Raw genomic sequence first — 26,838 nt, 5'->3', positions numbered from 1 at the left:
CGAGGGGTGGCGCAATGTCCAGGGAGCAACGCGGGCCGAACGAAAAACTCGGCGCCGTTCTCGCCCTCGCGGGAATCAGCAACGCAGGACTCGCGCGCCGCGTCAACGATCTTGGCGCTCAACGCGGGTTGACTCTTCGCTACGACAAGACGTCCGTGGCGCGCTGGGTGTCGAAGGGCATGGTGCCGCAGGGCGCCGCGCCCCACCTCATCGCGGCCGCCATCGGTCAGAAGCTCGGCCGCCCGGTGCCGCTGCACGAGATCGGACTGGCCGACGCGGATCCCGCGCCCGAGGTGGGCCTCGCCTTCCCCAGGGACGTCAACCAGGCGGTGCGCTCGGCCACCGAGCTCTACCGCCTCGACCTCGCCGGCCGCCGGGCCGGTTCCGGGGGCATCTGGCAGTCGCTGGCCGGATCGTTCGCAGTAAGCGCGTACGCGACGCCCGCCTCACGGTGGCTGATAACCCCGGCCGACAGTTCGGTGGCGCGGGACGTACACCTCGTGGAGGAGTCCGGCGCACCGCTCAAAGTCGGCCACAGCGATGTGCAGAAACTGCGGGAGGCCGCCGAGGACGCCAGACGCTGGGACTCCAAGTACGGAGGCGGCGACTGGCGTTCGTCCATGGTGCCGGAGTGCCTGCGGGTGGAGGCGGCCCCGCTGCTGCTCGGCTCGTACTCCGACGAGGTCGGCCGGGCCCTGTTCGGGGCGAGCGCCGAGCTGACCCGGCTGGCCGGGTGGATGGCCTTCGACACCGGTCAGCAGGAGGCCGCGCAGCGCTACTACATCCAGGCACTGCGGCTGGCCCGCGCGGCGGCCGACGTACCCCTCGGAGGCTACGTCCTGGCCTCCATGTCCCTCCAGGCCACGTACCGCGGCTTCGGCGACGAGGGCGTCGATCTCGCGCAGGCGGCCCTGGAGCGCAACCGAGGGCTGGCCACGGCCCGCACCATGAGCTTCTTCCGGCTCGTCGAGGCACGCGCGCACGCCCGCGCGGGAGACGCGCACGCGGCCGGCACGGCGCTCAAGGCCGCCGAGGGCTGGCTGGAGCGCTCCCGCGACGGCGACCACGACCCGTCCTGGCTCGGCTTCTACTCCTACGACCGCTTCGCCGCCGACGCCGCCGAGTGCTACCGCGACCTGAAGGCGCCCCGCCAGGTGCGGCGGTTCACCGAGCAGGCGCTGTCACAGCCGACGGAGGAGTTCGTGCGGTCGCACGGGCTGCGGCTCGTCGTCTCGGCGGTCGCCGAACTGGAGTCGGGGAACCTCGACGCCGCCTGCGCCCAGGGGGTGCGGGCCGTGGAGGTGGCCGGGCGCATCTCCTCCGCCCGCACCACGGAGTACGTCAAGGACCTGCTGCACCGGCTGGAGCCGTATGGCGACGAACCGAGGGTGGTGGAATTACGAGAGCGGGCTCGGCCCCTGCTGATGACCCCGGCGTAGACGGCCTCGGCCTCGGCGGAGCCGCCGGACACCTGCGCACCACGGCACGACGGCCCCGCGTCCCACGCCGTCGGCTGCCGAGCGGCACAGGACGCCCGCCCCGGGTTTGAAGGCACTGTCAGTGGCGCAGTGCACTATCGGAGCCGGGAGGTGGCGCACGTGCCGAAGATCGCTTACGACTGTGATGTGCTCGTGGTCGGCGGGGGCATCGTCGGCCTGTCCACCGCGTATGCGATCACGCGTGCCGCGCCCGGCACACGGGTGACCGTGCTGGAGAAGGAGCCGGGGGTGGCCCGGCACCAGACGGGGCGCAACAGCGGGGTCGTCCACAGCGGGATCTACTACCGGCCGGGGTCGCTGAAGGCGCGGTACGCGGTGCGCGGCGCGGCGGAGATGACGAAGTTCTGCGCGGAGTACGGCATCGCGCACAAGGTCACCGGGAAACTGATCGTGGCCACGGACCGGGCGGAGCTGCCCCGGCTGCACGCGCTCGTGCAGCGCGGCCGGGAGAACGGAATACAGGTCAGGGAGCTGGGCGCCGCCCAGATCGCGGAGTACGAGCCCGAGGTCCGTGGCCTGGCCGCCATCCGCGTGCGGTCGACCGCGATCTGCGACTTCACGGCCGTGGCACGGCAGCTCGGCCAGGCCTCCGGGGCGGAGATCCGGTACGGCTCGCGGGTCGTGCGCATCGACCGGCGTCCCGAGCGGGGCGTGGCCGTGCTCACCGCGCGCGGGGACGTCGTACGGGGGCGGGTGCTGGTGAACTGCGCCGGGCTCCACTGCGACGAGGTGGCCCGGCTCACGGGTGACGAGCCCGAGGTGCGGATCGTGCCGTTCCGGGGCGAGTACTACGAGCTGGTCCGGCCGGAGCTGGTGCGCGGGCTGGTGTACCCGGTGCCCGATCCGGCGTTCCCGTTCCTCGGCGTCCATCTGACCAGGGGGATCGACGGAGGCGTGCACATCGGACCCAACGCCGTGCCGGCGCTGGCCCGGGAGGGGTACGGGTGGGGCGTCGTACGGCCCCGGGAGGCAATGGCGACGGCGACCTGGCCCGGAGTGTGGCGGATGGGCCGGCAGCACTGGCGGTACGGGGCCGGGGAGCTGCGCCGGTCGGTGTCCAAGGGGGCGTTCGTGGACGCGGTGCGCCGACTGCTTCCGGCGGTGGAGGAGGCCGACCTGGTCCGGGCGACGGCCGGGGTACGGGCGCAGGCGGTGCTCCGGGACGGAGGACTGGTGGACGACTTCCTCATACGCGAGGGAGCGCGGGCGGTCCACGTCCTGAACGCTCCCTCGCCCGCGGCCACCGCCTCGCTGCCGATCGGGCGAGAGGTGGCGCGACGGGCCCTGGGAGCGCTGGCGGGCGCATGAGCGGCCGGACGTCTCACCTTCCGGCGGGGGGCGGCGGGCAGGTGCGGCCGCGCCGTAAAATCGACCGCACTGTGTCTGATTCCGTGAGCACCCCCGAAGCCCCCCAGCCCTTTCCCGATGGCGAGCACCACCCGGGCGAGTCCGTCCGGCACACCCGCGCCAAGGGGGAGCCCCGGTTCCCCGACGGGCCCAGGGCCGATCCCGCAGGGTCGCACTTCGAGCGGCGGATCAGAAGCTTCCAGCCCCGGCGCAGCCGGGTGACGGCCGGGCAGGCCGACGCGTTGCAGCGGCTGTGGGCCAAGTGGGGGCTCGACATCGACGGGCACCCCGTGGACCTCGCCGAGCTGTTCGGCGCGGACCGTCCCGTCGTGCTGGAGATCGGCTTCGGCATGGGCGAGGCGACCGCGCAGATGGCCGCCGCCGCCCCGGACACCGGCATCCTCGCGGTGGACGTGCACACGCCCGGCCAGGGGAACCTGCTCAACCTCGCGGACCGCACCGGGCTGACCAACATCCGGGTCGCCAACGGCGACGCGATCATCCTGCTGCGCGAGATGCTGCCCGCGGACTCGCTCGACGGGCTGCGCGTCTACTTCCCCGACCCCTGGCCGAAGAAGCGCCACCACAAGCGGCGCCTCATCCAGCCGGAGTTCCTCGACCTGGCCGCGACGCGACTCAAGCCCGGCGCGGTCGTGCACTGCGCCACGGACTGGGAGCCGTACGCCGAGCAGATGCTCGAGGTGCTGACCGCGCACCCCGACTTCGAGAACACCCGGGCCGACGGCGGGTTCGCGCCCCGGCCCGAGTTCCGGCCGCTGACCCGTTTCGAGGGACAGGGGCTGGACAAGGGTCACGTCGTGAACGATCTGCTGTTCCGCCGCGTACAGCATCGCGTCCGGCCCGGGGATCTCTGACCGGGGCAAGGCCCCGATCAAGGGATCGACCAAGGGATCACCGACCGACCTCCCCCTCCACCACAGTCCCCTCCCTCGTTAGGGTCGATGCCGTGGCCTTCAGTCCTCCGTTCCCGCCCCATCCGCCGCATCCCGGCGGCGCGCCCGAGGACGGTGTGCTGCGCCACGCTCACTGGTGGCAGCGCAGGTCGGTCCGGTACGGGGCGCTGATCACCCTGCTCGCGCTGTCCGGTCTGGTCATCCTCGCGCTGGTGCGCGAACAGACCGGCACGGAAGGATTCCTGGTCGGGCTCGGGCTCGCCGTGCTGCCCGTGCCGTTGCTGGTCGCCGCCTTCCGCTGGCTCGACCGGGTCGAGCCGGGCCCCTGGCGGAACCTGGTGTTCGCCTTCGCCTGGGGCGCGTGCGCGGCGGCCCTGATAGCCATCATCGCCAACAGCTTCGCGACCCGCTGGATAGCGACCGCGACCGCCGACCCGTCCGGCGCGGACACCCTCGGGGCGACCGTCATAGCGCCCGTCGTCGAGGAGTCCGCCAAGGCCGCCGCCGTCCTGCTGGTGTTCCTCTTCCGCAGACGGGACTTCACCGGGATCGTCGACGGCGTGGTCATAGCCGGGCTCACCGCCACCGGCTTCGCCTTCACCGAGAACATCCTCTACCTCGGCACCGCGTTCGGCACCGACCAGCTCACCGGCGACACCGGCATCGCGTCCGTGACCGCCGCGACCTTCTTCGTACGCGTCATCATGTCGCCGTTCGCCCACCCCCTGTTCACCGTCCTGACCGGCATCGGCTTCGGCGTCGCCGCGCTCTCCGGGAACCGTCAGCACCTGCGGCGCGTGCTGCTCCCGCTGTGCGGGCTGCTCCTCGCGATGGGCATGCACGCCCTGTGGAACGGCTCCTCGTCGTTCGGCGAGTTCGGGTTCTTCGCGGTGTACGCGGCCTTCATGGTGCCCGCGTTCGGGCTGCTCACCTGGCTGGCGGTGTGGACACGCCAACGCGAGCTGCGCACCGTGCGCGAGGAGCTGCCCGCCTACGCGGCCGCGGGCTGGCTCATGCCGGCCGAGCCGTACGCGCTCGGCTCGATGCGTGCCCGGCGGCTGGCCCGCGAGTACGCCGGCCGCCACCTGGGCCGGCCCGCGGCGCGGGAGGTCGCGCGGTACGAGGCGTACGCCACGTCCCTCGCGTTCCTGAGGCACCGCGGCCGCCGGGGACGGGCCGACGCCGACTTCGTCCTTCGGGAACGGGAATTGCTCAACGAACTGTGGCGCCGCCAGGACATCGCCCGCCCCGCGCTGGACCACGCGGCCCGGATGACGGCCCCGCCGGTACGGGTGGTCGCGCCGCCCTGGCCGGTGCAGGGGGTGTACGGGTACGGCCGGGGGACGGTTCACGGCCAGGCACCGGCGTACGGCCACGCACCGGCGTACGGCCAGGGACCGGCGTACGGCCAGGGACCGGGATACGGCCAGGGCCACAGCGCCGGATTCGGGCACCCGGCAGGACCGGGATACGCCCAGCCGGCAGCTCCGGGGTACGCGCACCCGGCGGGACCGGGATACGGATACCCCGCAGCGCACGGACCCGGACCCGGACCCGGATTCGAGACCGGCCCCGGGTACGAATCCGGCCCCGGCCCCGGCCCCGGACCTGGCCCGGGGCAAGGATTTCCGGCGGGGCCCCGTCCCAACCCCCACCCGCATCAGTAGGCCGAGCCGCAGCAGGTCAGGCCGACGCGGGCCGGTCAGAGGCAAGTCGGACCGACGCAGGTCGACCCAACGCGGGTAGAGCCGACACCGGAGCTCGGGTCAGGCCCACGCCCAGGTGATGCCGAAGCCCGGGTCAGACCGGAGCCCGGGTCAGGCCGAGGCTCGGGTCAGTCGGGTGAGTTCATCCTGGGTCAGTTCCAGCTGTGCCACCCCGAGCAGTGCCGGCAGCTGCTCGATCGTGCGCGCGGACGCGATCGGGGCTGCCACCGTCGGCCGGGCCGCGAGCCACGCCAGGGCGACCGTGGGGATCTGTGTGTCGTGGGCCTGGGCGATCTCGTCCAGGGCGGTGAGGACGTTCCGGCCCCGCTCCGTCTCCAGGTGCTTGGCGGCGCCGGCGGCCCGGGGGCTCTGCACGGTCGTACCGGGCCGGTACTTGCCGGTGAGGAAGCCGGAGGCCAGCGCGGAGTACGGGACGGCGGCGAGGCCGAAGCGGGCGGCGAGGTCCTGGAGGCCGCCCTCGTAGGTGTCGCGCGAGACCAGGTTGTAGTGGGGCTGGAGGGCGACGTACCGGGCCAGGCCCTCGCGGTCGGAGAACTCCAGGGACTCCTGGAGACGCTCGGGCGAGATGTTGGAGGCGGCGATGTGGCGCACCTTGCCCGCCGTCACCAGTTCGTCGAGCGCGCCGACGATCTCCTCGACGGGGACCTCGGGCTTGTCGAAGTGCGTGTAGTAGAGGTCGATGCGGTCGGTGTTCAGACGGCGGAGCGAGGCGTCGGCGGCGGCCTTGATGTTGTCGGCGGACAGACCGGGGAACGCGGGGTGCTGGCTGACCTTCGTGGCGATCACGACGTCGTCGCGGTTGCCCCGGGCCTTCACCCACTTGCCGATGAGGGTCTCGGACTCGCCGCCGCTGTTGCCCTCGACCCACGCCGAGTAGGAGTCGGCGGTGTCCACGAAGTTGCCGCCGGCGGCGGTGTAGGCGTCGAGTACGGCGAAGGAGGCCGCCTCGTCCGCGGTCCAGCCGAAGACGTTGCCGCCGAGGGACAGGGGGAAGACCTCGAGGTCGGAGGAGCCGAGTCGGCGAAGAGAAGTCATGTTCCGTTTCAACGGACGCCGGTGGCCGGCCCATTCCGGGCGTGACGCGAAGAACATGTGAACGGCGCCGGTGAAGTGCGCCGGTGAATGGCGCAGCCCCGCAGCCGTCCGACGCGGAAGGCGTCAGGGCTGCGGGGCTGCGTCAGCGGGTCGGGAGAGCCGGGTCGGCGTGTCCGAGGAGGGACCGCCCGGGGTGTCGGAGGGGGACGGCTCAGGGGTTGAGGCCCTTGCCGCGCAGCCAGGCCGCCGGGTCGATGCCGTCGGAGCTGCCACCCGGGTGGACCTCGAGGTGGAGATGGGCTCCGGTGACGTTCCCGGTCGCGCCCACCCGGCCGATGACGTCACCGGTGGCGACCTTCTGGCCGACGCTGACGCTGATCGACGACTGGTGGCAGAACCACAGCTCGGTGCCGTCGTCCAGGGTCAGGATGGTGCGGTAGCCGTAGGAACCGGCCCAGCCGGCCTCGGTGATGGTGCCGCTGTGGACGGCCTTGATGAGCGTGCCCGTGGGCGCGGCGAAGTCGAGGCCCGTGTGGTAGCCGGAGGACCAGAGGGAACCGGCCTGACCGAAGGTCGAGGTGATGGTGTACGAGGAGGTGGGCAGCGTGTACTGCTTGGCCAGCTCGGCCAGGCGCGCGGCCTCGACCTTCGCGGCGGCTTCCTCGGCGGCCTTCTTCTTCGCGGCGGCGGCCTTGGCCTCCGCCTCCTTCTGGGCCTTGGTGACGGCGTCGGCCTCGGCCTTGGCCGCCGCGGCGAGGGCCTTGACCTCGACCTGTGACTGCTGAGACTCGGCCTGCGCCATGATCCGGCTGCGCAGGGCCTCACCGGCGTCGGCGACGCTCTCGTCGGCGTCCACGGCCGCTTCGGAGCCGAACCCGGCGAGGGCCGGCGCGGCTTCCTGGGCGGGTTCGTCGTCGGAGATGAGCGAGCCCACGTTGGGCAGGTCCGGCATCGAGATGGAGACCGGGGCCTTGCCGGTGTTGGCGCTGGCCATGCCGCCCGCGCTGACGGCGGCAATGACGCCGACGCCGAGGACGGTGGAGCTGCGGGCGAATCCGCCGCCGCGCTGCTTGGCCACGCGGTGCTTGCCGCGTACCGGGCGAATGGAGTCCGCGGTGGGGTTCCACTCCTCCCACGGGCCCTCGTCGGTGCGGTAGTCGCCGTAGCCGAAGGTCTCGGTGGACCGGCTGGGCGCGTACGGGGCCTCGGGGGCAGGCGGGTTGGACGCCACGCGGGCGCACTCCTTTCCTTCCGTCGCCTACCGGGTTAGCTGACGGGTTCGGAGCGGGAAGGTCTCCTACGCGCGTATACCGGTCGTGGACTCTGCGAGTTCACGACGGCTTCCGCGTGATTCACCCCAAGGTGGTGGTTCCCCGGTTCCCTTGCGGGATTCGGCACGTGCCGCACGGAGCCGACTCTTGTGCCGGCTGGGACGACCGCGCTGCGTTATCGAACGTTAATAGACCCGGGGGCGGGATTCCAAGCCGTTCTTCTTGATCAACAACATTTCTGGCCTGGACCTTTCAGGCCACCAGTGGTGAAAAACGGGCGAGTTGACCACGCGCCGAAGGCGCTTCGACATGCCCTGGAAACGCCTCGGTAGTCACAGGAGTTTTGATGGTGACTCAGTCGTTATGCGCTGGGCGGTCGACCGGTCACCAAGAGTGAGGGAGCGGTCGGTGAACGCACCGAAGGCCGGAACCCTTTCGGATTCCGGCCTTCGGCCTATCAGTAGCGGGGACAGGATTTGAACCTGCGACCTCTGGGTTATGAGCCCAGCGAGCTACCGAGCTGCTCCACCCCGCGGCGATGAACACAACTGTACGCCATCAGCGGGGCAGAAAGCACATCGGTTGTCCCGTGGGGCTCCGGCGGCCTCAGAGGAGATGGCCGTTCGGGCCCTTCGCCCGCTCCTCGTACTCCGGGAGCACGAGGACGTCGACGCCCCGGGACGTCAGCAGGCCGGTTCCGTCCGCCTCCGTGACGAAGGTGTCCGGCTCGCGCCAGGCCGTGACCACCCTGCGCACCCCCGCGTCGAGGATGAGCCGGGCGCAGGGGGCGGGGCGGGAGGAGCGGCGGGCACACGGTTCGAGGCTGCTGTAGACGGTGGCCGTGGGCAGACGGGGGTCGGCGGGGTCGAGTTTCGCGAGGGCTGCCTCCTCGGCGTGCACGACCGGGTCGCCGGCCTCGCGGGAGTGGCCGCGCGCCAGCTCCGTGCCGTCGGCGGCCACGATCACCGCGCCGACGCTGAAAGCGGTCCGCGACGGCGGGCAGTCGGCGGCGAGGGCGCAGGCGAGGGCCAGCCAGTGACGGTCGGCCGCGACGGGCAGCAGGCCGGCGCCGGGTGCGGTGGGCTCGTAGCGGTTCAGGACGACGTCCTCGATACGCCGGGTCTCCACCAGGCGGAGCCGTCCGCCCTGGTAGGCGCCCGGGCCGAACAGCCGGGGCGCGTGCGGGTCGCCCACGAACAGCGGGGCGAGGACGAGCTGGAGTTCGTCGGCGAGGCCCTCTTGGAGCAGCTGGGTGTGGACGGTTCCGCCGCCCTCGACCATGAGGCGCCGTACACCGCGGACATCGTGGAGGTGTTCGAGGAGACGGCGCCAGTCCAGTTCGGGGCCGAGCGCGACGGCGTCCGCCGCGATGCCGAGCGCCCGGACCCGCTCGGCGCCCTTCTCCGTCGTGTACACGACCTTCTCGCCGCCCGTGTGCCAGAAGTTCGCCGCCGGGTCGAGTTCGCCGAAGCCGCTGACGGTGACCTTGAGCGGGTAGGGCGGCCGTCCGGCGGCCACCCGGGCGGCGCGCCGCTCCGGGGAGTTCACCAGGAGCCGGGGGTTGTCGGCGCGGATCGTGCCGGCGCCGATGAGGATGGCGTCGACGGAGGCCCGTACCTCGTCCACGCGGTCGAAGTCGGCGCGGCTGGAGAGGAGCAGACGTTCGGGCGTGGTGTCGTCCAGGTATCCGTCGAGGGACACGGCGGCGGACAGCAGGACGTACGGGTACGGCATCGACGCGGCTCCCCGGCTCGGTCCGACGGCGGTCTGACGGCGCTCTGACGTGCAGTGACGTGCCCTGACTCGATCGGGGCGCCGGGCCGACGACGGTGCTCTTGGTTCAAGTTTGTAACAAACCTACACTGGGTGGCATGACGACCCGCTGGCTCACCCCCGAGGAGCAGCGCGCCTGGCGCGCGTACGTTGCCGGCTACTCCCTCCTCGAGGACGCGATCGACCGGCAGCTCCAGCAGGAGGCCGGCATGCCCCACCTGTACTACTCCATCCTCGCCAATCTCTCCGAGACACCGGAGCGACGGCTGCGGATGACCGACCTGGCGGAGCGGCTGAAGATCACCCGGAGCCGGCTGACCTACGCGGTGTCCCGGCTGGAGAAGGACGGGCTGCTGCGGCGCGAGGAGTGCCGCTGGGACAAACGCGGCAGCGTCGCGGTCCTGACCGACGAGGGCATGACGGTGCTGGAGGGCGTGGCGCCCGGCCATGTCGGGACGGTCCGCGCCGCCCTCTTCGACCGGCTCACCCCGGAGCAGGTGGGACAGCTGGAGGAGATCTTCACGCAGGTCGCGCGCGGGCTCCAGGAGAACGACGGCGAGGCGGCGCCCGAGGATCTCCCGTGGCGCCGGCGTTCGTCGCCGTGCTCCGGAACCTCGTGAGCCGCGCCACAATCCAGTTGCTTCAAATTTAAAGCATGGGGTAGGGTCTCGAATCGTTGGATCTGCTTCAAATCTGAAGCACAAGGCGGTCCAGTGCCGCCTTGTCACCGTCCTCCGGACCCGGGAGACCGCATGCCCGACACCCCCGCCGCCACCCCCCGCGCCCGCGTCCGGGTACCGCTGCGCTTCCCCGACGGCTACTCCGTCGACGCCGAACTCGTCACCTTCCACGGTCTCGCCGACGGCCAGGAGCACGTCGCCGTCGTCCTCGGCGAGCCGGCGCCCGGCGTCACCCCCCTGGTCCGGCTGCACTCCGAGTGCCTGACCGGTGACGTCTTCGGCTCCGCCCGCTGCGACTGCGGGCCGCAGCTGCGCGAGGCGGTCGAGCGCATAGCCGTCACGGGCGGTGTCCTGCTCTACCTGCGCCAGGAGGGCCGCGGCATCGGCCTCTACAACAAGCTCGACGCGTACGCCCTCCAGGACCAGGGCCTGGACACCTACGAGGCGAACGCCGCGCTCGGTCTGCCCGAGGACGACCGGGACTACACGGCCGCCGCCCAGATGCTGCGCGCCCTGGGCATCACGGCCCTGGACCTGCTGTCCAACAACCCCGACAAGGCCGAACAGTTGCGGGACCTGGGCATCGACGTCCAGGACCGGGTCCCGACGGGCGTCTTCACGACCCCGCACAACGTCCGCTACCTGCGCGCCAAGGTCCTCCAGACCCAGCACACGCTGCCGCTGGCCGACCTCACCGGCTTGAGCGTGGGCTGACGGCCGGCGGCCCGAACGGGCCGTCCAGCGCGGCCCACTGGAGCAGCATGACGGTCTTGGCGTCCGCGATCGCGCCGGTGCGGACGAGGTCGAGGGCCTCGGCGAAGGGGAGTTCGACCACGGCGATGTCCTCGCCCTCGGCCGCCACGCCCGCCGTGTCGACACCGGGGGCGCAGGCGTCGTAGGGGGCGGCGAAGAAGCTGAGCCGTTCGGTGACGGAACCGGGGCTCATGAACGCGTCGAAGAGGTGCTCGACCTCGTGGACCACCCGTCCGGTCTCCTCGGCCGCCTCGCGGCGGATCGCCGCCGGCGGGTCGTCGCCGTCCAGGAGCCCGGCCGCGGCCTCCAGCAGCATGCCGTCCGGGTGCCCGTTGACGTACGCGGGCAGCCGGAACTGCCGGGTGAGCAGGACGGTGCGGCGGTCGGGGTCGTAGAGGAGGATCGTGGCGCCGTCGCCCCTGTCGTACGTCTCGCGCCGTTCACGGCTCACGTGGCCGTCGCCGTGCCGGTAGTCGAAGGTGGTGCGGCGCAGGACGGACCAGTCGCAGGCCAGCTCCTCGACGTCGACGACGCGGACCCGGTCGTTGCCGTCGAGGTCGCGTCCCTGGCGGTCGAGCCCGGTTCGGCCACGCGGGTCCGGGGTGTCGATGCCGGGGGTGCCCGGGACGGCGTGTCGCGCGGTGCCACGGGTGCCGGACCCGGGACCGGCCGGACTGTCGACGTACCCCGTCATCGGCGGCCTGCCCACGGTGGCGGCGGGAACACCGGCTCGGCAGACGCCGGGGACACCGGGGCCGGAGTCGGGGGCGCCGGGAGCGCGGGAGGCGGGGACGCCAGAGATGCGGGGCTCGGAGGCGGCGGGTACGTCGGCGAGGTCGGCGTAGATCCTCTTGCCCAGGGCGCGGGCCCGCTGGACCATCCGGTCCGCGCCCTGCGACGGGCCGCCGATGCGCAGGACCGCGTCGCAGCGGGCCAGCAGGCGTTCGGCCACGGGGTGGAAGATCTCGTCGAACAGCGGGTCGCCGGGGGCGGCGCCGCCCGCCGCCTCCAGCAGGGGCAGCGCGAGCGCCTCGCCGGTGACGGCCAGGTGCCCGGCGCGGAACAGACCGAGGGCGACCTCGTTCATGGCCCGCACATGGGCGGCGAGCTTCTCGGGGTCGTCGCCGGTGCCCGAACGGTACGGGCCGGCGACAAGGATCACCAGGGGTTCCACGTGCTCTCCAGAGCGAGTTCAGGCCAGCCGGGTCCGGACCCCTGCCTCACGCAGGGCGTCCAGGGTCCGTGGGCCGCCGGGGTGGGTGGCGGGATCCGCCGCTGCCGCGTCGGTGACGAAGGAGTGCACGGCGTCGAGCGGGCCGACCTGGCTGAACGCGCGCACACCCAGCTTGGTCGCGTCGGCCACGGCGACCGTACGGGCGGCCTGGCCGAGTCCCGCCTGCTTGACGGCCGCGTCCTCGAGGGAGAACTCCGACCAGCCGTGCACGGCGTGCACCCCGCCGATCGACATCACGAACACGTCGAAGGCCAGGGACTCGAGTGTGCGCAGGGCCAGCGGCCCGACGAGAGACCGCTCACCCGGACGGGAGCGGCCCCCGACCACCAGCAGTTCGATGCCGGGCCGGTCGGCCAGCCGCAGCGCCGCCTGGAGACTGAGCACCGCGACGGTCAACGGACCCCGCGCGGCGAGGTGTTCCGCCACGTGCACGGTCGTGGTCCCGGCGTCCAGCAGCACCCGTGACCCCGGCTCGACCATCCCGGCGACGGCCGCGCCGAGCCGGTCCTTCGTCGCCGCCTGCCACGCCTGCCGCGCCTCGAAGCCGCCGCCCTCCTCGCGCGGCCGCCCGGCGACGGCGCCGCCGTGCACCCGGCGCACCAGCCCCTGCCGCTCGAGCACGTCCAGGTCCCTGCGCACGGTCATCTCCGAGACCCCGAGCCGCTGGGCGAGTTCGGCGACGGAAACCCGCGCCTGCCGCCGCTCCCGGCCCTGCGCCGGTCCCTGCTCATGACCTTGGGCCGGTCCCTGCTCCTGCCCATGCTGATCCCGGCCGTGCCCCTGGACGAGACGGAGGGTCAGATCGAGACGGTCGGCGACATCCATGAGCACAGTTCTACCATTTACATGTTCGAGTGAACATCGATATGTTCGCCAGGCACTTCGCCGACCGCCGCTCCCGCCCCTACCGGCCCACCCGGGCGGGCCGGTACATAGAATCCGGTCCCATGCACAAGCCTGACGAGCTGATCGTTGCCCTCGCCGCCCTTGTGGAGTCCGGGCCGAGCAATCAGATGCCCCTGACCGTGGTCACCGGAGGTGCTGTCATCACCGGGCGGCTGGCCCCCGAAGCCATGTGGAGGCAGAGGGTGTCGGAGGTGCTGACGAACTCCGCCCAGCTGGGCGATTTCTCCGCCGTCTTCGACACCCCCGCGAAGAGGGAGGGACCGCCCACCCACCTGCACTTCCACGTCGCCCGGATCCTCCAGGGCACCGTGGGGATCCCGGAGACGGGCGGGATGTACCGCGTGGCGATCGAGGACGTCAGCGCCTGGACCATCGGCGACTTCAGCTACTCGGACCACTGACCGCCGAGCGCGCACGCAAAAGCCCCCAGCTCAACCACTGCTGAGCTGGGGGCGTTCCGGTAGGCCCTGTGGGACTCGAACCCACAACCAATGGATTAAAAGTCCACTGCTCTGCCAATTGAGCTAAGGGCCCAGGCGATGTTGCCTCCCCGAGCATAGCCGGACGTGACCGTGTCTCCGATCGGGTATCGCAGACACGGGCGCGCCGAGGTACGCGAAACGGTCGGGACCGGTCACGGAACCCGGTCCGTGCCGCTCACTTGTCCGATGGTCCGGCAGGTGTCCTCGCCCGCGCGGCCTCCCGGGCGATGGTCCGTTCGTGGCCGGGGTCGAGGAACCAGTTGCGGGCGGAGACCTGCCACCACACCCCCGCGAAGCCCAGGACGACGAGGACCGCGACCGGGGCGTAGTTGAAGGTCTCCCAGGTGACCGGGGAGACCTGGGGCAGCATGAACAGGACGGTGATGACGACCACCCACCCCACCGACACCACGCCGATCGCCTTCGACCAGCGGCCCAGGTGCCACGGCCCCCGCTCGAACGCCTCACCCTTGCGGATGCGCAACAGCGTCGGGATGACGTACGCGATGTAGAGGCCGATGACGGCGATGGAGGTGACGGCCGCGTACGCGGTGACGTTGATCAGATACGGCAGGCCCAGCGCCAGCGCGCCGCCGGCCGCCAGCCAGACGGCCGCGACGGGTGTACGGGTGCGCGGGCTGACCGTGTGCCAGACATGGGAGAAGGGCAGCGCCCCGTCGCGCGAGAACGCGTAGATCATGCGGCTGTTGGCCGTGACCGAAGCCATCCCGCAGAACAGCTGCGCGCCGATCACCACGAGCAGCAGCAGCTTGCCGGCGGTCGCGCCGAGCGCGTCGAGCAGGATCTGGGCGGGCGGCGCGCCGGTCGGGGAGGCGAGCGCGGCGTCGTAGGACTGGATGGCGTACGTGAAGCCGAGCAGCAGGACGAAGCCGGCGATCCACGAGGTCCAGATGGACTGCACGATGCCCTTGGGGCCGGCCGTCGACGCGTCGTGCGTCTCCTCCGTCATATGGGCGGAGGCGTCGTAGCCGGTGAAGGTGTACTGGGCCATCAGCAGGCCGAGCAGGACGACGTAGACGCCGCTGCCCCAGCCGGTGTTGTTGACGAACTCGCCGAACACGAAGGACGTCGACTGGTGCTTGTCGGGGACGAAGGCCAGCGCCCCGACGATGACGCCCACGCCCAGCACGTGCCACCACACGCTCACGCTGTTGAGGAGGGCGACGATGCGGACCCCGAAGGTGTTGAGCAGGCCGTGCAGCACCAGGATCCCGGCGAAGAGCAGGACCGTCCGGCCGGGCGTCACCTCGAAGTCGAACTGGAGGTTCAGGTAGGCGCCGAGGAAGGACGCGGCCCCGAAGTCGATGCCGGCCGTCACGGCCACCTGGCCCAGTACGTTGAACCAGCCCGTGAACCAGGCCCAGGCCGCCGCCGAGCGCGGGGGTGCCAGCCGGTGCGCCCAGAAGTACAGGCCCGCCGACGTCGGGTACGCCGAACAGATCTCGGCCATGGACAGGCCGACGAACAGGGTCATCAGCCCCACGGCGACCCAGCCCCAGGTGATCACGGCCGGTCCGCCGGTGTTCATGCCGAACAGGTACAGCGTCAGGCAGCCCGACAGGACCGAGATGATCGTGAAGGAGACCGCGTAGTTGGAGAACGCCGACATGCGGCGGGCCAGAACCTGGGTGTAGCCGAGCTGGGCCAGCCGCTCTTCGTCCGAGAGATTCCCGGGAGAGCGCCCACTCACTGTGCCGTCATCTGTCATGCCCCCAGCAATTCCCCTGCCGAGGTCGTGACACACGTCACAACTTGGCCAGAAAGTGCCCTTGTGGTCCTGCCGACCGGTGCCGATCTTGACCCGCACCCCGAACGCGCCCGTCCCGGTGCCGACCAGCCGGTACAGGCCGCCCGCGGTGTCCTGCCGTCCCGGCGTGAGGTCCCCGGCCCCGGCGACCACGTCGTACACGGAACGGCCAGGACGCCTCTCCGGCGTCTTCGGGCCCCCGGCCCTACGCGTCCGCCCCACGAAGTCCGGTGTTCTCACAGCCGTCCCCCAGCCGCGGGGCCGGGATACGGAAACGCCGTGGCCCCCACCGGAGTTCGGTGGGGGCCACGGCGTTCACTCACAGGAGCCGGCTCCTGCCTCGGCGTCAGCCGTTGCGCTTCCAGCGCGGCTTGTCGTCACGGCGGCCGGCCGTGCCGGAGCCGGAGCCGGTGCCACGGTGGTCGTCACGGCGGCCGAAGGGACGGTCGTGGCCGCCGGAGCGGAAGCCCGGACGGTCGTCGCGACGGTCACGGTTGAACGGACGGTCGCTGCCCCGGTGGGTGGAGGGACGCTCGTCACGGCGGTCACGGCTGAAGCCGCCCGACTGACGGTCGTCGCGGCGGAAGCCACCGGAGGGACGCTCGTCACGACGGTCACGGCTGAAGCCGCCCGCGGGACGCTCGTCACGGCGGAAGCCACCGGAGGGACGCTCGTCACGACGGTCGCCGCCACGCTCGTCACGACGGTCACGGCTGAAGCCGCCCGACGGACGCTCGTCACGACGCTCGAAGGAACGGCCACCACGGTCGTCACGGCGGTCGCGGTTGAAGCCGCCCGACTGACGGTCGTCACGACGCTCGAAGGAACGGCCACCACGGTCGTCACGGCCGGCGCCACCGCGGTCGTCACGGCGGAACCCGCCGCGGTCGCCGTCACGGCGGTCCCGGTTGAAGCCACCGCGGTCGTCACGGTTGAAGCCGCCACGGTCGTTGTCACGGCGCTCGAAGGAACGGCCACCGCGGTCGTCGCGACGGTCGTCACGGCGCTCGTAGTTGCCCCGCTCGTCACGGCGCTGACGCGGCTGCTCGTACGCCGGACGCTCGGCGGGCTGCTCGGAGACGGCCGCCGCCTCCACCGCGGCGTTCTGCTCCACGACCGCCTCGGCGGCCGCGACGACAGCCGCCTCCGGGTCCTCGCCACGCTCGCGCGCCACGCGGGCCACCAGACGGTCGGCCTCCTCACGCAGCTCGGTCGCGCGTCGCTGCGCACGCTCCAGCTCCTTGGTGAGCTCGGAGACCTCGCGCTCGGCCTGCTGCGCAGCGTTGCCCGCGGACTCGGCCTGGACCTCCGTCATCGAGCGGGCGCCGGTGATCTCGGCGACCTCCGGCTCGAAGGCGGATCCGCCCTGGATGATGTGACGGCCGGCGTCGACGCCCGCGTCCTCCATCAGACGGAAGATCTGACGGCGCTGGTGCGGCAGCGAGAGGGAGACGACCGTGCCGGTGCGGCCGGCGCGCGCGGTGCGGCCCGCGCGGTGCAGGTAGTCCTTGTGGTCGCCGGCCGGGTCCACGTTGAGCACCAGGTCGATGCCGTCGACGTGGATGCCGCGGGCGGCGACGTCGGTCGCGACGAGCGCGTTGACGTAACCGTCCTTGAAGTCGGCCAGCGTGCGGGTACGCGCGCCCTGGGTCATGCCGCCGTGCAGCGCGTCGGCCTTCACGCCGGAGTCGCGCAGCTGCTCGGCGATACGGTCGGCGCCGAGCTGGGTGCGGACGAAGATGATCGTGCGGCCCTTGCGGGAGGCGATCGCGGCGGTGACCGGCGCCTTGTCCTTGGGCTTCACGATCAGGATGTGGTGCGACATGGTCGTGACGTTGCCCTGGGCGCTGTCGACCTCGTGCGTGACCGGGTTGCTCAGGTAGCGCTTGACCAGCGTGGAGATCTCGTTCTCCATCGTGGCCGAGAACAGCATGCGCTGGCCGCCGCCGGGGATCTGGTCGAGCAGCTCGGTGACCTCGGGCAGGAAGCCCAGGTCGGACATCTGGTCGGCCTCGTCGAGGACGGCGACCTGGACGTTCTCGAGCGAGCAGGCGCCACGGTTGATGAGGTCACGCAGACGGCCCGGGGTGGCGACGAGGACGTCGACGCCGCGCTCCAGGGCGTACATCTGGTTGCTCATCGACGTACCGCCGCAGACGACCTTCATCTTCAGGCCGAGCACGTCGCCATACGGCTGGAGCGCGTCCGCGACCTGCATCGCGAGCTCACGCGTCGGCGTGAGGATGATGCCGCGGGGCTTCTTCTTGTCGGTGTGGCCGCCGGACAGCGACGCCAGCAGCGGCAGACCGAACGAGAGGGTCTTGCCGGAGCCGGTGCGGCCACGGCCGAGGATGTCCTTTCCGGCCAGGGCGTCCGGGATGGTCGCGGCCTGGATCGGGAAGGGGGAGGTCACGCCGTTCTGCGCGAGCTTGCGCACCACGCCCTCGGGGAGCCCGAGGTCGGCGAAGGTGAGTTCGGGGGTCTCGGGGGTCTCGTCGACGACCTCGGCGGCCTGCTCGGCCTCGGCGGTGTCGGTGACCTCGATCGCCTCGAGGTTGATCGGCTCCTCGTTGTTCTCGGACACGACGGAGTGATCAGTACTGGAAATGGACATGCGAATGCGAAACCTTCCGGAGTCTCAAGTCGGCACGCGCCCGTCAACTCCGTGTTCGCATTGCGCTACGACCGCCTCTATGCGGTCAGCCACGGCAAGGGAGAGAACGCGCCACACGGCGCGCTCTGCGGTGGCGCCGGGCAAATGGGATCAAACGATCTACCACTATAAGCACCTGGGCCACCGAAGGCAAACCGAGCCCCATCACCGCAGCTCAGCCGCTTCCCGGCCCCGGACGGAGCACCCGCCTAGGGCGTGTCTGACCATTCGCGCTGGATCAGCGCGCGGCGTCTGGTGCGGTGCATCGCAAGGCGGAGGATCGCCCGCGTACTGGATGTACTCGGGTGTGATCCGACAACGCGGCGAGGCGCCGTGCCAGGCGTCGCGCGCCCGGCGGGAATGGTCAGACACGACCTAGAGAGGTGAGTCCACCTCCGGCGCCGCCTCGGGCGCCGGTTCCCGGTCCGCGAGCTGCGCCGCGGCCCCGCCGTCCCCCTCGTGCGCCGAGGACGACGGCTCGGCGACCGTCGGCTCCGGCGTCGGCGAAGGGGGCTCCGGCGGCGTGGGCGCGGGCGGCTCCGGGGCCGGGTCTCGCGTGGGCGCGGTCGGCTGCGGCCCGGGCGGCGTCGGCATCCCGGGCTGCCCGCTCGTCCCCGGCTTTACCGGCCCCGCCGAGGCCGGCGCGCTCCGGCCAGCCGACGGCGAGGCCGAGGCGGCCGCCGACGCGCTCGCCTCCCCCCGGCCGCCCTTCCCGTGCGCGTGCTTGCCGTCGCCGCCCGCTCCGTCCCCTCCGAAGCGGCCGCCCGTTCCCGCCGCATCCCCGTCCGGGGCGCCGCCGCCCCGCTGTCCGGCCGAGTGCGAGGGCCTGACCCGGTCGCCCTCCTCGTCCCCCACGCTCATACAGCCGGCGGCCGCGGCGACGGCCAGGACCGTCGCGGCCAGTCGAACGGGTACGTACAAGGGGCGCACGGGGCCACCTCCGGGGCAGGCGTAAGAAGTCGACGTGTCCAACTCCCGGCGCCCGCAGGAGGACACGCGCCGACGCCCACGCCTGTGCGGGACGGCTCAGCCGTAGCCCAGGGCGTGCAGCCGCGCGTCGTCGATGCCGAAGTGGTGGGCGATCTCGTGCACCACCGTCACCTCCGTCTCCGCGACGACCTCCTCGCGCGTCCCGCACATCCGCAGGGTCGGCCCCCGGTAGATCGTGATCCGGTCGGGCAGCACCCCGGCGTACCACTCCCCGCGGTCCGTCAGCGGAGTCCCCTCGTACAACCCGAGCAGCTCGGGATCGTCCGCGGGCGGCTCGTCCTCCACGAACACCGCGACGTTGTCCATCAGCCGCGTCAACTCCGGCGGAATCCGGTCCAGCGCCTCGGCGACCAGTTCCTCGAACTCCTCGCGCGTCATCTCCAGCACAGGCCCATTGTCCGGCACGACACGGCCGGGGGGAGGTCCTGGACCGTCCGCATACCGGCCCCCGGACCCGGGCATACGGCACCAATGGTCCGCGCCCGCGTCCCCGCCGCACTCCTGCGGCGTCCCAAGCCCGCCAAGCCCGACAAGCGCAGGAGCACGATCCCCGAACTCGCCGTCCGGCCCAACCCCTGGTTCCGCGCTCTCGGCCTGACCGCCGTCGTCCTCTTCGGCGCCTGGCTCGGCCTCCTGGTCGTGGGGGACGTCCGCACGCCCGTCGGCCCCATGAACACCACGATGACGCTGCGTCCGTCCGTCTCCGGCGGTACGAAGATCAATATCTCCCCGCTCGGCGCGCTGACCCTGGACAGCCACATCGCCCCGGTCCGCCTCGACGTGAACGTCGACCAGCTCGACCCCGTGCGCTCACAGGCCCTCGTCGACCACCCCGAACGCCTCTCCGGCCTCCAGGACGAGGTCGCCCGTGACGTCGAGCACGGCACCCTCGACCTCGCGCTCCGCTCCTGTGTCGCCGTCGTCTCCGGCGCCACCGCGCTCGGCCTCGCCGTCTACCGCCGCCCGCGCCGCGCCCTCGCGGCCGGCGGCCTCGCCCTCGCCCTGCTGGCCGCCTCGGGCGCGACCGCGTACGCCACCTGGAACCCCAAGTCGGTCCTGGAACCGCGGTTCTCGGGCCTGCTGTCCTCCGCTCCCTCGCTGGTCGGCAACGCGCGGAGCATCGTCACCGAGTTCGACGTCTACCAGCAGGAACTCGCCCGGCTGGTCACCAACGTCACCAAGCTCTACGACGTCACCTCCACGCTCCCCGCCTTCCAGCCGGACCCGACGACCGTGCGTGTCCTGCACGTCTCCGACATCCACCTCAACCCCGCGAGCTGGAAGATCATCGCCTCGCTGGTGGAGCAGTACAAGGTCGATGTGATCGTCGACTCCGGCGACACGATGGACCACGGCTCGGCGGCGGAGAACGGCTTCCTGGACCCCATCGCCACCCTGGGCGCGCCGTACGTCTGGGTCAGGGGCAACCACGACTCCCGCGTCACCCAGCGGTACCTGGAGGGCCTGAAGAACGTGCACGTCCTCGACGACGGCCGCGCGGTCACGGTCGCCGGGCTGCGCTTCGCGGGGACCGGAGACCCGCAGTTCACCCCCGACCGGTCCGCCGCGCCGGGCGCCGAGGAGTCCCAGGAGGCGGCGGGCGCCCGTCTGGCCGGCGCGCTGCGGGCCCAACGGGACGCCGGCACCCCGGCGGACGTGGCCGTCGTCCACGAGCCCTCCGCCGCCCGGGGCACGGACGGCGAGGTGCCGATGGTCCTGGCCGGGCACCTCCACCACGAGGAGATGGAGGTCATGGAGAAGGGCACGCGCCTGCGTGTCGAGGGCTCGACGGGCGGCAGCGGCCTGCGGGCCGTCGAGGGCAAATACCCCGACCCCATCGAGGCGTCGATCCTCTACTTCGACCGCGACACCCGACGCCTCCAGGCCTGGGACGAGATCAAGCTCGGCGGCCTGGGCCTGACGACGGCCGAGGTCAGCCGCCACCTTCCGAAGGAGAACCTGCCGGGCGCGACCCGCGCCCCGAGCTCGCCCGGAGCCACGCCGTAGGGCCCAGGCCACCCGCGCCTATTCGGTTTGGTCCTGGCGCGAACGCCGTAGTACAGTCACGTCGTGCCCGAGGGCAGCGGTCAGGGCTTGACCGTCCAGAGTTCCGAGAGGAACGAAGGAGAAGCGGAACTCTTCGGAGGGAAGCGGAGTCACATGCTTCGCACGTCTCCAGACGCGCAGATGAAGCAGCGGTACCAGTTAATCCGCCCTCATCGTCTAGCGGCCTAGGACGCCGCCCTTTCAAGGCGGTAGCACGGGTTCGAATCCCGTTGGGGGCACGCAACACCGTGTGCGACACTGTCGTACACAAAGCTTGGTCCTGTGGAGCAGTTTGGAGTGCTCGCCACCCTGTCAAGGTGGAGGCCGCGGGTTCAAATCCCGTCAGGACCGCTGAGGTTTCTCGTGAACCTCGTGGCTGGGTAGCTCAGTTGGTACGAGCGATCGCCTGAAAAGCGATAGGTCGCCGGTTCGACCCCGGCCCCAGCCACAACAGCGAAAACCCCCTCCGGGCAACCGGAGGGGGTTTTCGTCGCTGTGCGTCGGACGGGGCGGGGCCAAAAGCGCTCGCCCCTTCTTCCGCCTGGATGAGATCCTGGACCGCGTATGTCTACGCACCCCGCCCCCGACGCCCCCGCTCCGGGCACCCCCGCCCTCGGCACCCTCGCCCCCCGCCTGGCCGAGCTGTCCCTGCGCGACGCGCACCGGCTCGGGCGCAGGCTCGAAGGCGCGCGCAGGATCCGCAAGCCGGAGGCCCGCGCCGCCGTCCTCGCCGAGATCGAGGGGGAGGTCGCGCAGGTCGAGGAGCGGATGGCCCTGCGGCGCGGCCGTGTGCCCGCCGTCTCGTACCCCGAGCAGCTCCCCGTCAGCCAGAAGAAGGACGAGATCGCGGCCGCCATCCGTGATCACCAGGTCGTCATCGTGGCCGGTGAGACCGGCTCCGGCAAGACCACCCAGATCCCCAAGATCTGTCTCGAACTGGGGCGCGGTGTCCGCGGCATGATCGGGCACACGCAGCCCCGTCGTATCGCCGCCCGCACCGTGGCCGAGCGGGTCGCCGAGGAACTGGGCACACCTCTCGGCGAGGCCGTCGGCTGGAAGGTGCGGTTCACCGACCAGGTGAACCCGGACGCCACCTTCGTGAAGCTGATGACGGACGGCATCCTCCTCGCGGAGATCCAGACCGACCGTGAGCTGCGCGCGTACGACACGATCATCATCGACGAGGCCCACGAGCGGTCCCTCAACATCGACTTCCTGCTGGGCTATCTGGCCCAGCTGCTGCCCCGCCGTCCGGACCTCAAGGTCGTCATCACCTCCGCGACCATCGACCCCGAGCGCTTCTCACGGCACTTCGGCGAGGCCCCGATCGTCGAGGTCAGCGGGCGGACGTACCCCGTGGAGGTGCGTTACCGGCCGCTCCTCGAAGAGGACTCCGAGGACTCCGACCGCGATCAGATCACCGCGATCACCGACGCCGTGGAAGAGCTCATGGGCGAGGGCAAGGGCGACATCCTCGTCTTCCTCTCCGGCGAGCGGGAGATCCGCGACACGGCGGACGCGCTGGAGAAGAAGAAGTACCGGTTCACGGAAGTCCTCCCGCTCTACGCCCGGCTCTCGCACGCCGAGCAGCACCGGGTCTTTCAGCAGCACACGGGCCGCAGGATCGTTCTGGCGACGAACGTGGCCGAGACGTCCCTGACCGTCCCGGGCATCAAGTACGTCATCGATCCCGGCTTCGCCCGCATCAGCCGCTACAGCCACCGCACCAAGGTGCAGCGCCTGCCCATCGAACCGATCTCGCAGGCCAGCGCCAACCAGCGCAAGGGCCGCTGCGGCCGTACCAGCGACGGCATCTGCATCCGGCTGTACGACGAGGACGACTTCGTCGCCCGCCCGGAGTTCACGGACGCGGAGATCCTCCGTACGAACCTGGCGAGCGTCATCCTCCAGATGACCGCGGCCGGCCTCGGCGACATCGAGAAGTTCCCCTTCATCGACCCGCCGGACCACCGCAACATCCGTGACGGCGTGCAGCTGCTCCAGGAGCTGAACGCCCTGGACCCGTCCGAGAAGGACCCCCGCAGGCGGCTCACGCAGACCGGCCGCAAGCTGGCCCAGCTGCCCGTCGACCCGCGGCTCGCCCGCATGGTCCTGGAAGCCGACAAGAACGGCTGTGTGCGCGAGGTCATGGTGATAGCGGCCGCGCTGTCCATCCAGGACCCGCGCGAACGCCCGGCCGACAAGCAGACCCAGGCCGACCAGCAGCACGCCCGCTTCAAGGACGAGACCAGCGACTTCCTCGCCTATCTCAACCTGTGGCGGTACGTCCGCGAGCAGCAGAAGGAGCGCGGCTCCTCCTCCTTCCGGCGTATGTGCAAGCAGGAGTACCTGAACTTCCTGCGCATCCGCGAGTGGCAGGACATCTACACCCAGCTGCGCACGGTCGCCAAGCAGATGGGCATCCACCTCAACGAGGAGGACGCGCCCGAGCAGAGCGTCCACGTCTCCCTTCTCGCCGGTCTGCTGTCGCACATCGGCATGAAGGACGTGAAGGACGGCAACAAGAACGAGTACCTGGGCGCGCGCAGTGCCAAGTTCGCGATCTTCCCGGGCTCGTCCCTGTTCAAGAAGCAGCCTCGGTTCGTGATGTCGGCGGAGCTGGTGGAGACCTCCCGGCTCTGGGCCCGTGTCAACGCGAAGATCGAGCCGGAGTGGGTCGAGCCGCTCGCCGGACACCTGCTGAAGCGGACGTACAGCGAGCCGCGCTGGGAGAAGGACCAGGCGGCCGTGATGGCGGACGAGAAGGTCACGCTGTACGGCGTCCCGATCATCGCCCAGCGGAAGGTCAACTACGGCCGGATCGATCCGGAGACCTCCCGCGACCTGTTCATCCGCAACGCGCTGGTCGAGGGCGACTGGCGGACGCACCACAAGTTCTTCGCCGACAACCGCCGGCTCCTGAGCGAGGTCGAGGAGCTGGAGCACCGCGCCCGGCGCCGGGACATCGTGGTGGACGACGAGACGCTGTTCGACTTCTACGACCAGCGGGTGCCCGAACACGTCGTGTCCGGCGCGCATTTCGACTCGTGGTGGAAGCACAAGCGGCACGAGCAGCCCGACCACCTCGACTTCGAGCGGGAGATGCTCATCCGGGAGTCGGCGGAGGCGGTCACCAAGGCCGACTATCCCGACTCCTGGCGTCAGGGCCCGCTGAAGTTCCGGGTCACCTACCAGTTCGAGCCGGGCGCGGACGCGGACGGCGTGACCGTGCACATCCCGCTCCACGTCCTCAACCAGGTCACGGATGAGGGCTTCGACTGGCAGATCCCGGGCCTGCGGGAGGAGGTCGTCACGGAGCTGATCCGTTCCCTCCCCAAGCCGGTCCGCCGCCACTACGTCCCGGCCCCGAACTTCGCGAAGCGTTTCCTGGAGCAGGCGGCGCCCTCGCCGGAACCGCTCACCACGGCCATGGCCCGTGAGCTGAAGCGGATGGTCGGCGTCCCGTTCGAGGCCGACGACTTCGACTGGTCGAGGCTCCCCGACCACCTGAAGATCACCTTCCGCATCGTCGACGAGCGGCGCCGCAACCTGGCCGAGGACAAGGACCTCGAGGCGTTGAAGCTGCGGCTGCGGCCGAAGGCCCGGCAGGCCATCTCGCAGGCGGCCGCGGCCACCGCCGAACGGCAGGGCGGCGAGTCGCTGGAGCGCTCGGGCCTGACGGACTGGACGATCGGCTCGCTCACCCGCGTCTTCGAGACCCGCCGCGCGGGCCAGCCGGTGAAGGCGTATCCGGCGCTCGTCGACGACGGGGACACCGTGTCCGTACGTCTCTTCGACACGGAGGCGGAGCAGGCGGAGGCGATGTGGAAGGGCACGCGCCGGCTGATCCTGCGCAACATCCCGGTCAACCCGGCGAAGTTCGCGTCCGAGAAGCTGACAAACCCCCAGAAGCTCGCGCTGTCCGCGAATCCGCACGGTTCGATCCAGGCGCTGTTCGACGACTGCGCGATGGCGGCGGCCGACCGGCTGATCGCCGACCTCGGCGGGCCGGCCTGGGACGAGGAGTCGTACCGCAAGCTCTACGAGAAGGTGCGTGCGGAGATCGTCGACACGACGGTGCGGACCGTCGCCCAGGTCCAGCAGGTGCTGGCCGCCTGGCAGGCCTGTGAGCGCCGTCTGAAGGGCGTGCGCAGCCCCGTGCTGCTCGCGAACCTGGCGGACGTGAGGCGGCAGCTGGACGCCCTCGTGAAGCCCGGCTTCGTCACCTGGGCGGGGCTGCGCCGCCTGCCGGACCTCATGCGCTACCTGGTGGCGGCGGACCGGCGCCTCCAGCAGATGCCGACCGCCGTGCAGCGGGACACCAGTCGCATGGAGAAGGTCCACGAGATGCAGGACGAGTACGCGTGGCTGCTGGAACAGCTTCCCCAGGGGCGGCCGGTTCCCCAGCAGGTCCTGGACATCCGCTGGATGATCGAGGAGCTCCGGGTCAGCTATTTCGCGCACGCCCTGGGCACGGCGTACCCGGTCTCCGACAAGCGGATCGTGAAGGCGATCGACGCGGCGGCGCCGTAACGGCAGCCGTACACAGGGTGAGTTCGACCGACGGGCTCACCCTCCTGTACAGTCCTTCTCGCAGCACAGCACAACATCAAGTGCCGCGAAAATCCCCCAGTTCCTCCGGGTCCGGGTGGGAGCTCCAGGTCCTGTGGAGCAGTTTGGAGTGCTCGCCACCCTGTCAAGGTGGAGGCCGCGGGTTCAAATCCCGTCAGGACCGCAGTAGCAGAGAGCCCGGATCTTCGGATCCGGGCTCTCTGCGTTGTCGCCGCACTCTTGACGCTGCCACCTTCCGCCGGTACCCCAGAACTCAGGGCCCGTTTCCGCGCGGCCCCGACGGAGGTGAGGCATGGGGGAATCGGTCAGGCACGAGACGCGGGCCCTGCTTCGCGCACATCTGTCGGCCGCGACGCCCTACCGGCACCTGACCCGCCACTGCCCGATCTGCCACCGCCTCCAGCGACTGGCGATGGACGGCGCCCCACGGGGCGCGGAGACCCCCGAGACGGCCGTGGAGGGCGAGAGCCCGTCGCGTGCGTGATCGGCGCTCTCAGGGCCGCCCGCCGCACCGACGTCCGCCTCAACGGCCCTGCCCGCAGGGGGCGCTGGAGAACGAGCCTCCTTTAGCGCACATGAATCGGAGGCAACAAGGCTCTCGGCATGTGACGGGAGTCACCGCATGAGTTTTGAAAACCCGGGTTCTTACCAGGCTCCTACAACTGGTCAATTTTATATGTGCAATTGCACCACTCAGGAGGATGCCTCCCGGAACCCTCCCAGAGCCTCCCCAGACTCCGACAAGGCCGCTCACAGAGTCACCGGATGCGACCCGTCCAGCGAGCCGAAGCGGCCCCAAGCGCACAAAAAAGATCGCGCTGGACCCGGCGGAGTCCAGCGCGATCGACGACGTTCCCGTGGGCGAGGGGCCTGTTGGGGCAGGACCCACGTCGCTTGTAGCTAGGTTTCGGGCGTCCGCACAGGTGGGGGAACCTGACGTGTTGCCCGGTTATTCACTTGTTCAGGCCTCGCTGCGCTGCTGCGGGATACCCGCAAGCAGTGCGCGGACCTCTGCCTCGCGATAACGGCGGTGTCCGCCGAGCGTACGAATCGACGTGAGCTTGCCGGCCTTCGCCCACCGTGTGACCGTCTTGGGGTCGACACGGAACATGGTGGCGACCTCAGCCGGGGTCAGCAGCGGCTCAGCATCAGGGGTGCGAGCGGTCATGAGCGGCCTCCTCGGGAGAA

Annotated in this window: 20 protein-coding genes, 6 tRNA genes and 1 riboswitch; of the genes, 14 read left to right on the top strand and 12 right to left on the bottom strand. The window is 71.2% G+C overall.

Features of this window, described 5'->3' with window-relative positions; all coding sequences use genetic code 11:
* Window positions 1-14 precede the first annotated feature (14 nt).
* From OHS71_RS22050 to OHS71_RS22035, 4 genes are all read left to right on the top strand, one after another.
* Window positions 15-1,439, top strand: a complete 1,425-nt coding sequence (locus tag OHS71_RS22050) for an MFS transporter (protein WP_328481084.1) — start codon at window positions 15-17, stop codon at window positions 1,437-1,439.
* 150 nt (window positions 1,440-1,589) lie between these two features.
* Window positions 1,590-2,807: an L-2-hydroxyglutarate oxidase gene (gene lhgO / locus OHS71_RS22045; protein WP_328481083.1), complete on the top strand. Its 1,218-nt coding sequence runs from the start codon at window positions 1,590-1,592 to the stop codon at window positions 2,805-2,807.
* A gap of 71 nt (window positions 2,808-2,878) precedes the next feature.
* A complete protein-coding gene (gene trmB, locus OHS71_RS22040; protein ID WP_328481082.1) occupies window positions 2,879-3,721 on the top strand; it encodes a tRNA (guanosine(46)-N7)-methyltransferase TrmB in 843 nt (280 codons plus the stop codon).
* A 92-nt stretch (window positions 3,722-3,813) separates the two neighbouring features.
* Window positions 3,814-5,427: a PrsW family intramembrane metalloprotease gene (locus OHS71_RS22035; RefSeq protein ID WP_443047003.1), complete on the top strand. Its 1,614-nt coding sequence runs from the start codon at window positions 3,814-3,816 to the stop codon at window positions 5,425-5,427.
* A 150-nt stretch (window positions 5,428-5,577) separates the two neighbouring features.
* Here the strand turns inward: OHS71_RS22035 and OHS71_RS22030 are convergent, their stop codons facing one another.
* The 4 genes from OHS71_RS22030 to OHS71_RS22015 form a co-directional block, all read right to left on the bottom strand.
* A complete protein-coding gene (locus tag OHS71_RS22030) occupies window positions 5,578-6,522 on the bottom strand; it encodes an aldo/keto reductase (protein ID WP_328481081.1) in 945 nt (314 codons plus the stop codon).
* Window positions 6,523-6,733: 211 nt separating this feature from the next.
* A complete protein-coding gene (locus OHS71_RS22025) occupies window positions 6,734-7,753 on the bottom strand; it encodes a M23 family metallopeptidase (protein ID WP_328481080.1) in 1,020 nt (339 codons plus the stop codon).
* Between the two features lie 9 nt (window positions 7,754-7,762).
* A riboswitch (cyclic di-AMP (ydaO/yuaA leader) is annotated at window positions 7,763-7,929 on the bottom strand.
* Between the two features lie 325 nt (window positions 7,930-8,254).
* Window positions 8,255-8,328 (bottom strand) — tRNA-Met (locus OHS71_RS22020).
* A gap of 71 nt (window positions 8,329-8,399) precedes the next feature.
* Entirely contained in the window at window positions 8,400-9,527 is a 1,128-nt protein-coding gene (locus tag OHS71_RS22015; protein WP_328481079.1) for a dihydrofolate reductase family protein, read from the bottom strand.
* 137 nt (window positions 9,528-9,664) lie between these two features.
* Between OHS71_RS22015 and OHS71_RS22010 the strand changes: the two genes are divergently transcribed.
* Window positions 9,665-10,186, top strand: a complete 522-nt coding sequence (locus tag OHS71_RS22010; protein ID WP_328481078.1) for a MarR family winged helix-turn-helix transcriptional regulator — start codon at window positions 9,665-9,667, stop codon at window positions 10,184-10,186.
* Between the two features lie 132 nt (window positions 10,187-10,318).
* Window positions 10,319-10,960 (top strand): GTP cyclohydrolase II, encoded by a 642-nt coding sequence (locus OHS71_RS22005; protein WP_328481077.1) that lies wholly within the window; start codon window positions 10,319-10,321, stop codon window positions 10,958-10,960.
* Here OHS71_RS22005 and OHS71_RS22000 read toward each other — a convergent pair.
* Window positions 10,938-11,609, bottom strand: a complete 672-nt coding sequence (locus tag OHS71_RS22000; RefSeq protein ID WP_328484589.1) for an NUDIX domain-containing protein — start codon at window positions 11,607-11,609, stop codon at window positions 10,938-10,940. The two genes, OHS71_RS22005 and OHS71_RS22000, sit on opposite strands and share 23 nt — an antisense overlap.
* 582 nt (window positions 11,610-12,191) lie before the next feature.
* Window positions 12,192-13,058 (bottom strand): DeoR/GlpR family DNA-binding transcription regulator, encoded by an 867-nt coding sequence (locus tag OHS71_RS21995; RefSeq protein WP_328481076.1) that lies wholly within the window; start codon window positions 13,056-13,058, stop codon window positions 12,192-12,194.
* 122 nt (window positions 13,059-13,180) lie between these two features.
* Here OHS71_RS21995 and OHS71_RS21990 point away from each other — a divergent pair, with 122 nt between their 5' ends.
* Window positions 13,181-13,540 (top strand): hypothetical protein, encoded by a 360-nt coding sequence (locus tag OHS71_RS21990; RefSeq protein WP_328481075.1) that lies wholly within the window; start codon window positions 13,181-13,183, stop codon window positions 13,538-13,540.
* Between the two features lie 60 nt (window positions 13,541-13,600).
* On the opposite strand, the gene OHS71_RS21985 is transcribed toward OHS71_RS21990, so the two are convergent.
* The 5 genes from OHS71_RS21985 to OHS71_RS21965 all read right to left on the bottom strand — a co-directional run bounded on the left by OHS71_RS21985 (window position 13,601) and on the right by OHS71_RS21965 (window position 19,419).
* Window positions 13,601-13,673, bottom strand: a tRNA-Lys gene (locus tag OHS71_RS21985).
* Window positions 13,674-13,796: 123 nt separating this feature from the next.
* Complete coding sequence (locus tag OHS71_RS21980; protein ID WP_328484588.1) at window positions 13,797-15,350, bottom strand: amino acid permease; 1,554 nt, start codon at window positions 15,348-15,350, stop codon at window positions 13,797-13,799.
* 385 nt (window positions 15,351-15,735) lie between these two features.
* Window positions 15,736-18,003 carry a DEAD/DEAH box helicase gene (locus OHS71_RS21975; protein ID WP_328481074.1) on the bottom strand — a complete coding sequence of 756 codons (2,268 nt, stop codon included), beginning with the start codon at window positions 18,001-18,003 and terminating at the stop codon, window positions 15,736-15,738.
* Window positions 18,004-18,417: 414 nt separating this feature from the next.
* Entirely contained in the window at window positions 18,418-18,972 is a 555-nt protein-coding gene (locus OHS71_RS21970) for a hypothetical protein (protein WP_328481073.1), read from the bottom strand.
* Between the two features lie 96 nt (window positions 18,973-19,068).
* Window positions 19,069-19,419 carry a metallopeptidase family protein gene (locus tag OHS71_RS21965; RefSeq protein WP_189776386.1) on the bottom strand — a complete coding sequence of 117 codons (351 nt, stop codon included), beginning with the start codon at window positions 19,417-19,419 and terminating at the stop codon, window positions 19,069-19,071.
* 84 nt (window positions 19,420-19,503) lie between these two features.
* Between OHS71_RS21965 and OHS71_RS21960 the strand changes: the two genes are divergently transcribed.
* The 7 genes from OHS71_RS21960 to OHS71_RS21930 all read left to right on the top strand — a co-directional run bounded on the left by OHS71_RS21960 (window position 19,504) and on the right by OHS71_RS21930 (window position 26,134).
* Window positions 19,504-21,039, top strand: coding sequence for a metallophosphoesterase family protein (locus OHS71_RS21960; RefSeq protein WP_328481072.1), 1,536 nt, complete (start codon window positions 19,504-19,506; stop codon window positions 21,037-21,039).
* 205 nt (window positions 21,040-21,244) lie between these two features.
* A tRNA-Glu gene (locus OHS71_RS21955) sits at window positions 21,245-21,317 on the top strand.
* A gap of 37 nt (window positions 21,318-21,354) precedes the next feature.
* Window positions 21,355-21,429, top strand: a tRNA-Asp gene (locus OHS71_RS21950).
* Window positions 21,430-21,452: 23 nt separating this feature from the next.
* Window positions 21,453-21,526: transfer RNA gene (locus tag OHS71_RS21945), tRNA-Phe, on the top strand.
* Window positions 21,527-21,642: 116 nt separating this feature from the next.
* Window positions 21,643-25,611 (top strand): ATP-dependent RNA helicase HrpA, encoded by a 3,969-nt coding sequence (gene hrpA, locus OHS71_RS21940; RefSeq protein WP_328481071.1) that lies wholly within the window; start codon window positions 21,643-21,645, stop codon window positions 25,609-25,611.
* Between the two features lie 127 nt (window positions 25,612-25,738).
* Window positions 25,739-25,813, top strand: a tRNA-Asp gene (locus OHS71_RS21935).
* Between the two features lie 129 nt (window positions 25,814-25,942).
* A complete protein-coding gene (locus OHS71_RS21930) occupies window positions 25,943-26,134 on the top strand; it encodes a DUF6274 family protein (protein ID WP_328481070.1) in 192 nt (63 codons plus the stop codon).
* Window positions 26,135-26,611: 477 nt separating this feature from the next.
* Here the strand turns inward: OHS71_RS21930 and bldC are convergent, their stop codons facing one another.
* Window positions 26,612-26,818, bottom strand: coding sequence for a developmental transcriptional regulator BldC (bldC, locus tag OHS71_RS21925; RefSeq protein WP_003949541.1), 207 nt, complete (start codon window positions 26,816-26,818; stop codon window positions 26,612-26,614).
* Window positions 26,819-26,838 lie beyond the last annotated feature (20 nt).

The organism is Streptomyces sp. NBC_00377, assembly GCF_036075115.1.
Taxonomy (GTDB): Bacteria; Actinomycetota; Actinomycetes; order Streptomycetales; family Streptomycetaceae; genus Streptomyces.
Note: the sequence above shows the minus strand (reverse complement) of the source record. Positions and strands in the feature narration are given on the sequence as shown.

What these genes read in the sequence shown, in the direction of transcription:
- OHS71_RS22050 (WP_328481084.1), top strand. Translation starts at nt 15, where the DNA reads ATGTCCAGGGAGCAACGCGGGCCGAACGAAAAACTCGGCGCCGTTCTC.
- OHS71_RS22030 (WP_328481081.1), bottom strand. Translation starts at nt 6,522, where the DNA reads ATGACTTCTCTTCGCCGACTCGGCTCCTCCGACCTCGAGGTCTTCCCC.
- OHS71_RS22015 (WP_328481079.1), bottom strand. Translation starts at nt 9,527, where the DNA reads ATGCCGTACCCGTACGTCCTGCTGTCCGCCGCCGTGTCCCTCGACGGA.
- OHS71_RS22010 (WP_328481078.1), top strand. Translation starts at nt 9,665, where the DNA reads ATGACGACCCGCTGGCTCACCCCCGAGGAGCAGCGCGCCTGGCGCGCG.
- OHS71_RS22005 (WP_328481077.1), top strand. Translation starts at nt 10,319, where the DNA reads ATGCCCGACACCCCCGCCGCCACCCCCCGCGCCCGCGTCCGGGTACCG.
- OHS71_RS21995 (WP_328481076.1), bottom strand. Translation starts at nt 13,058, where the DNA reads ATGGATGTCGCCGACCGTCTCGATCTGACCCTCCGTCTCGTCCAGGGG.
- OHS71_RS21990 (WP_328481075.1), top strand. Translation starts at nt 13,181, where the DNA reads ATGCACAAGCCTGACGAGCTGATCGTTGCCCTCGCCGCCCTTGTGGAG.
- OHS71_RS21980 (WP_328484588.1), bottom strand. Translation starts at nt 15,350, where the DNA reads ATGACAGATGACGGCACAGTGAGTGGGCGCTCTCCCGGGAATCTCTCG.
- OHS71_RS21975 (WP_328481074.1), bottom strand. Translation starts at nt 18,003, where the DNA reads ATGTCCATTTCCAGTACTGATCACTCCGTCGTGTCCGAGAACAACGAG.
- OHS71_RS21960 (WP_328481072.1), top strand. Translation starts at nt 19,504, where the DNA reads ATGGTCCGCGCCCGCGTCCCCGCCGCACTCCTGCGGCGTCCCAAGCCC.
- hrpA (WP_328481071.1), top strand. Translation starts at nt 21,643, where the DNA reads ATGTCTACGCACCCCGCCCCCGACGCCCCCGCTCCGGGCACCCCCGCC.
- OHS71_RS21930 (WP_328481070.1), top strand. Translation starts at nt 25,943, where the DNA reads ATGGGGGAATCGGTCAGGCACGAGACGCGGGCCCTGCTTCGCGCACAT.
- bldC (WP_003949541.1), bottom strand. Translation starts at nt 26,818, where the DNA reads ATGACCGCTCGCACCCCTGATGCTGAGCCGCTGCTGACCCCGGCTGAG.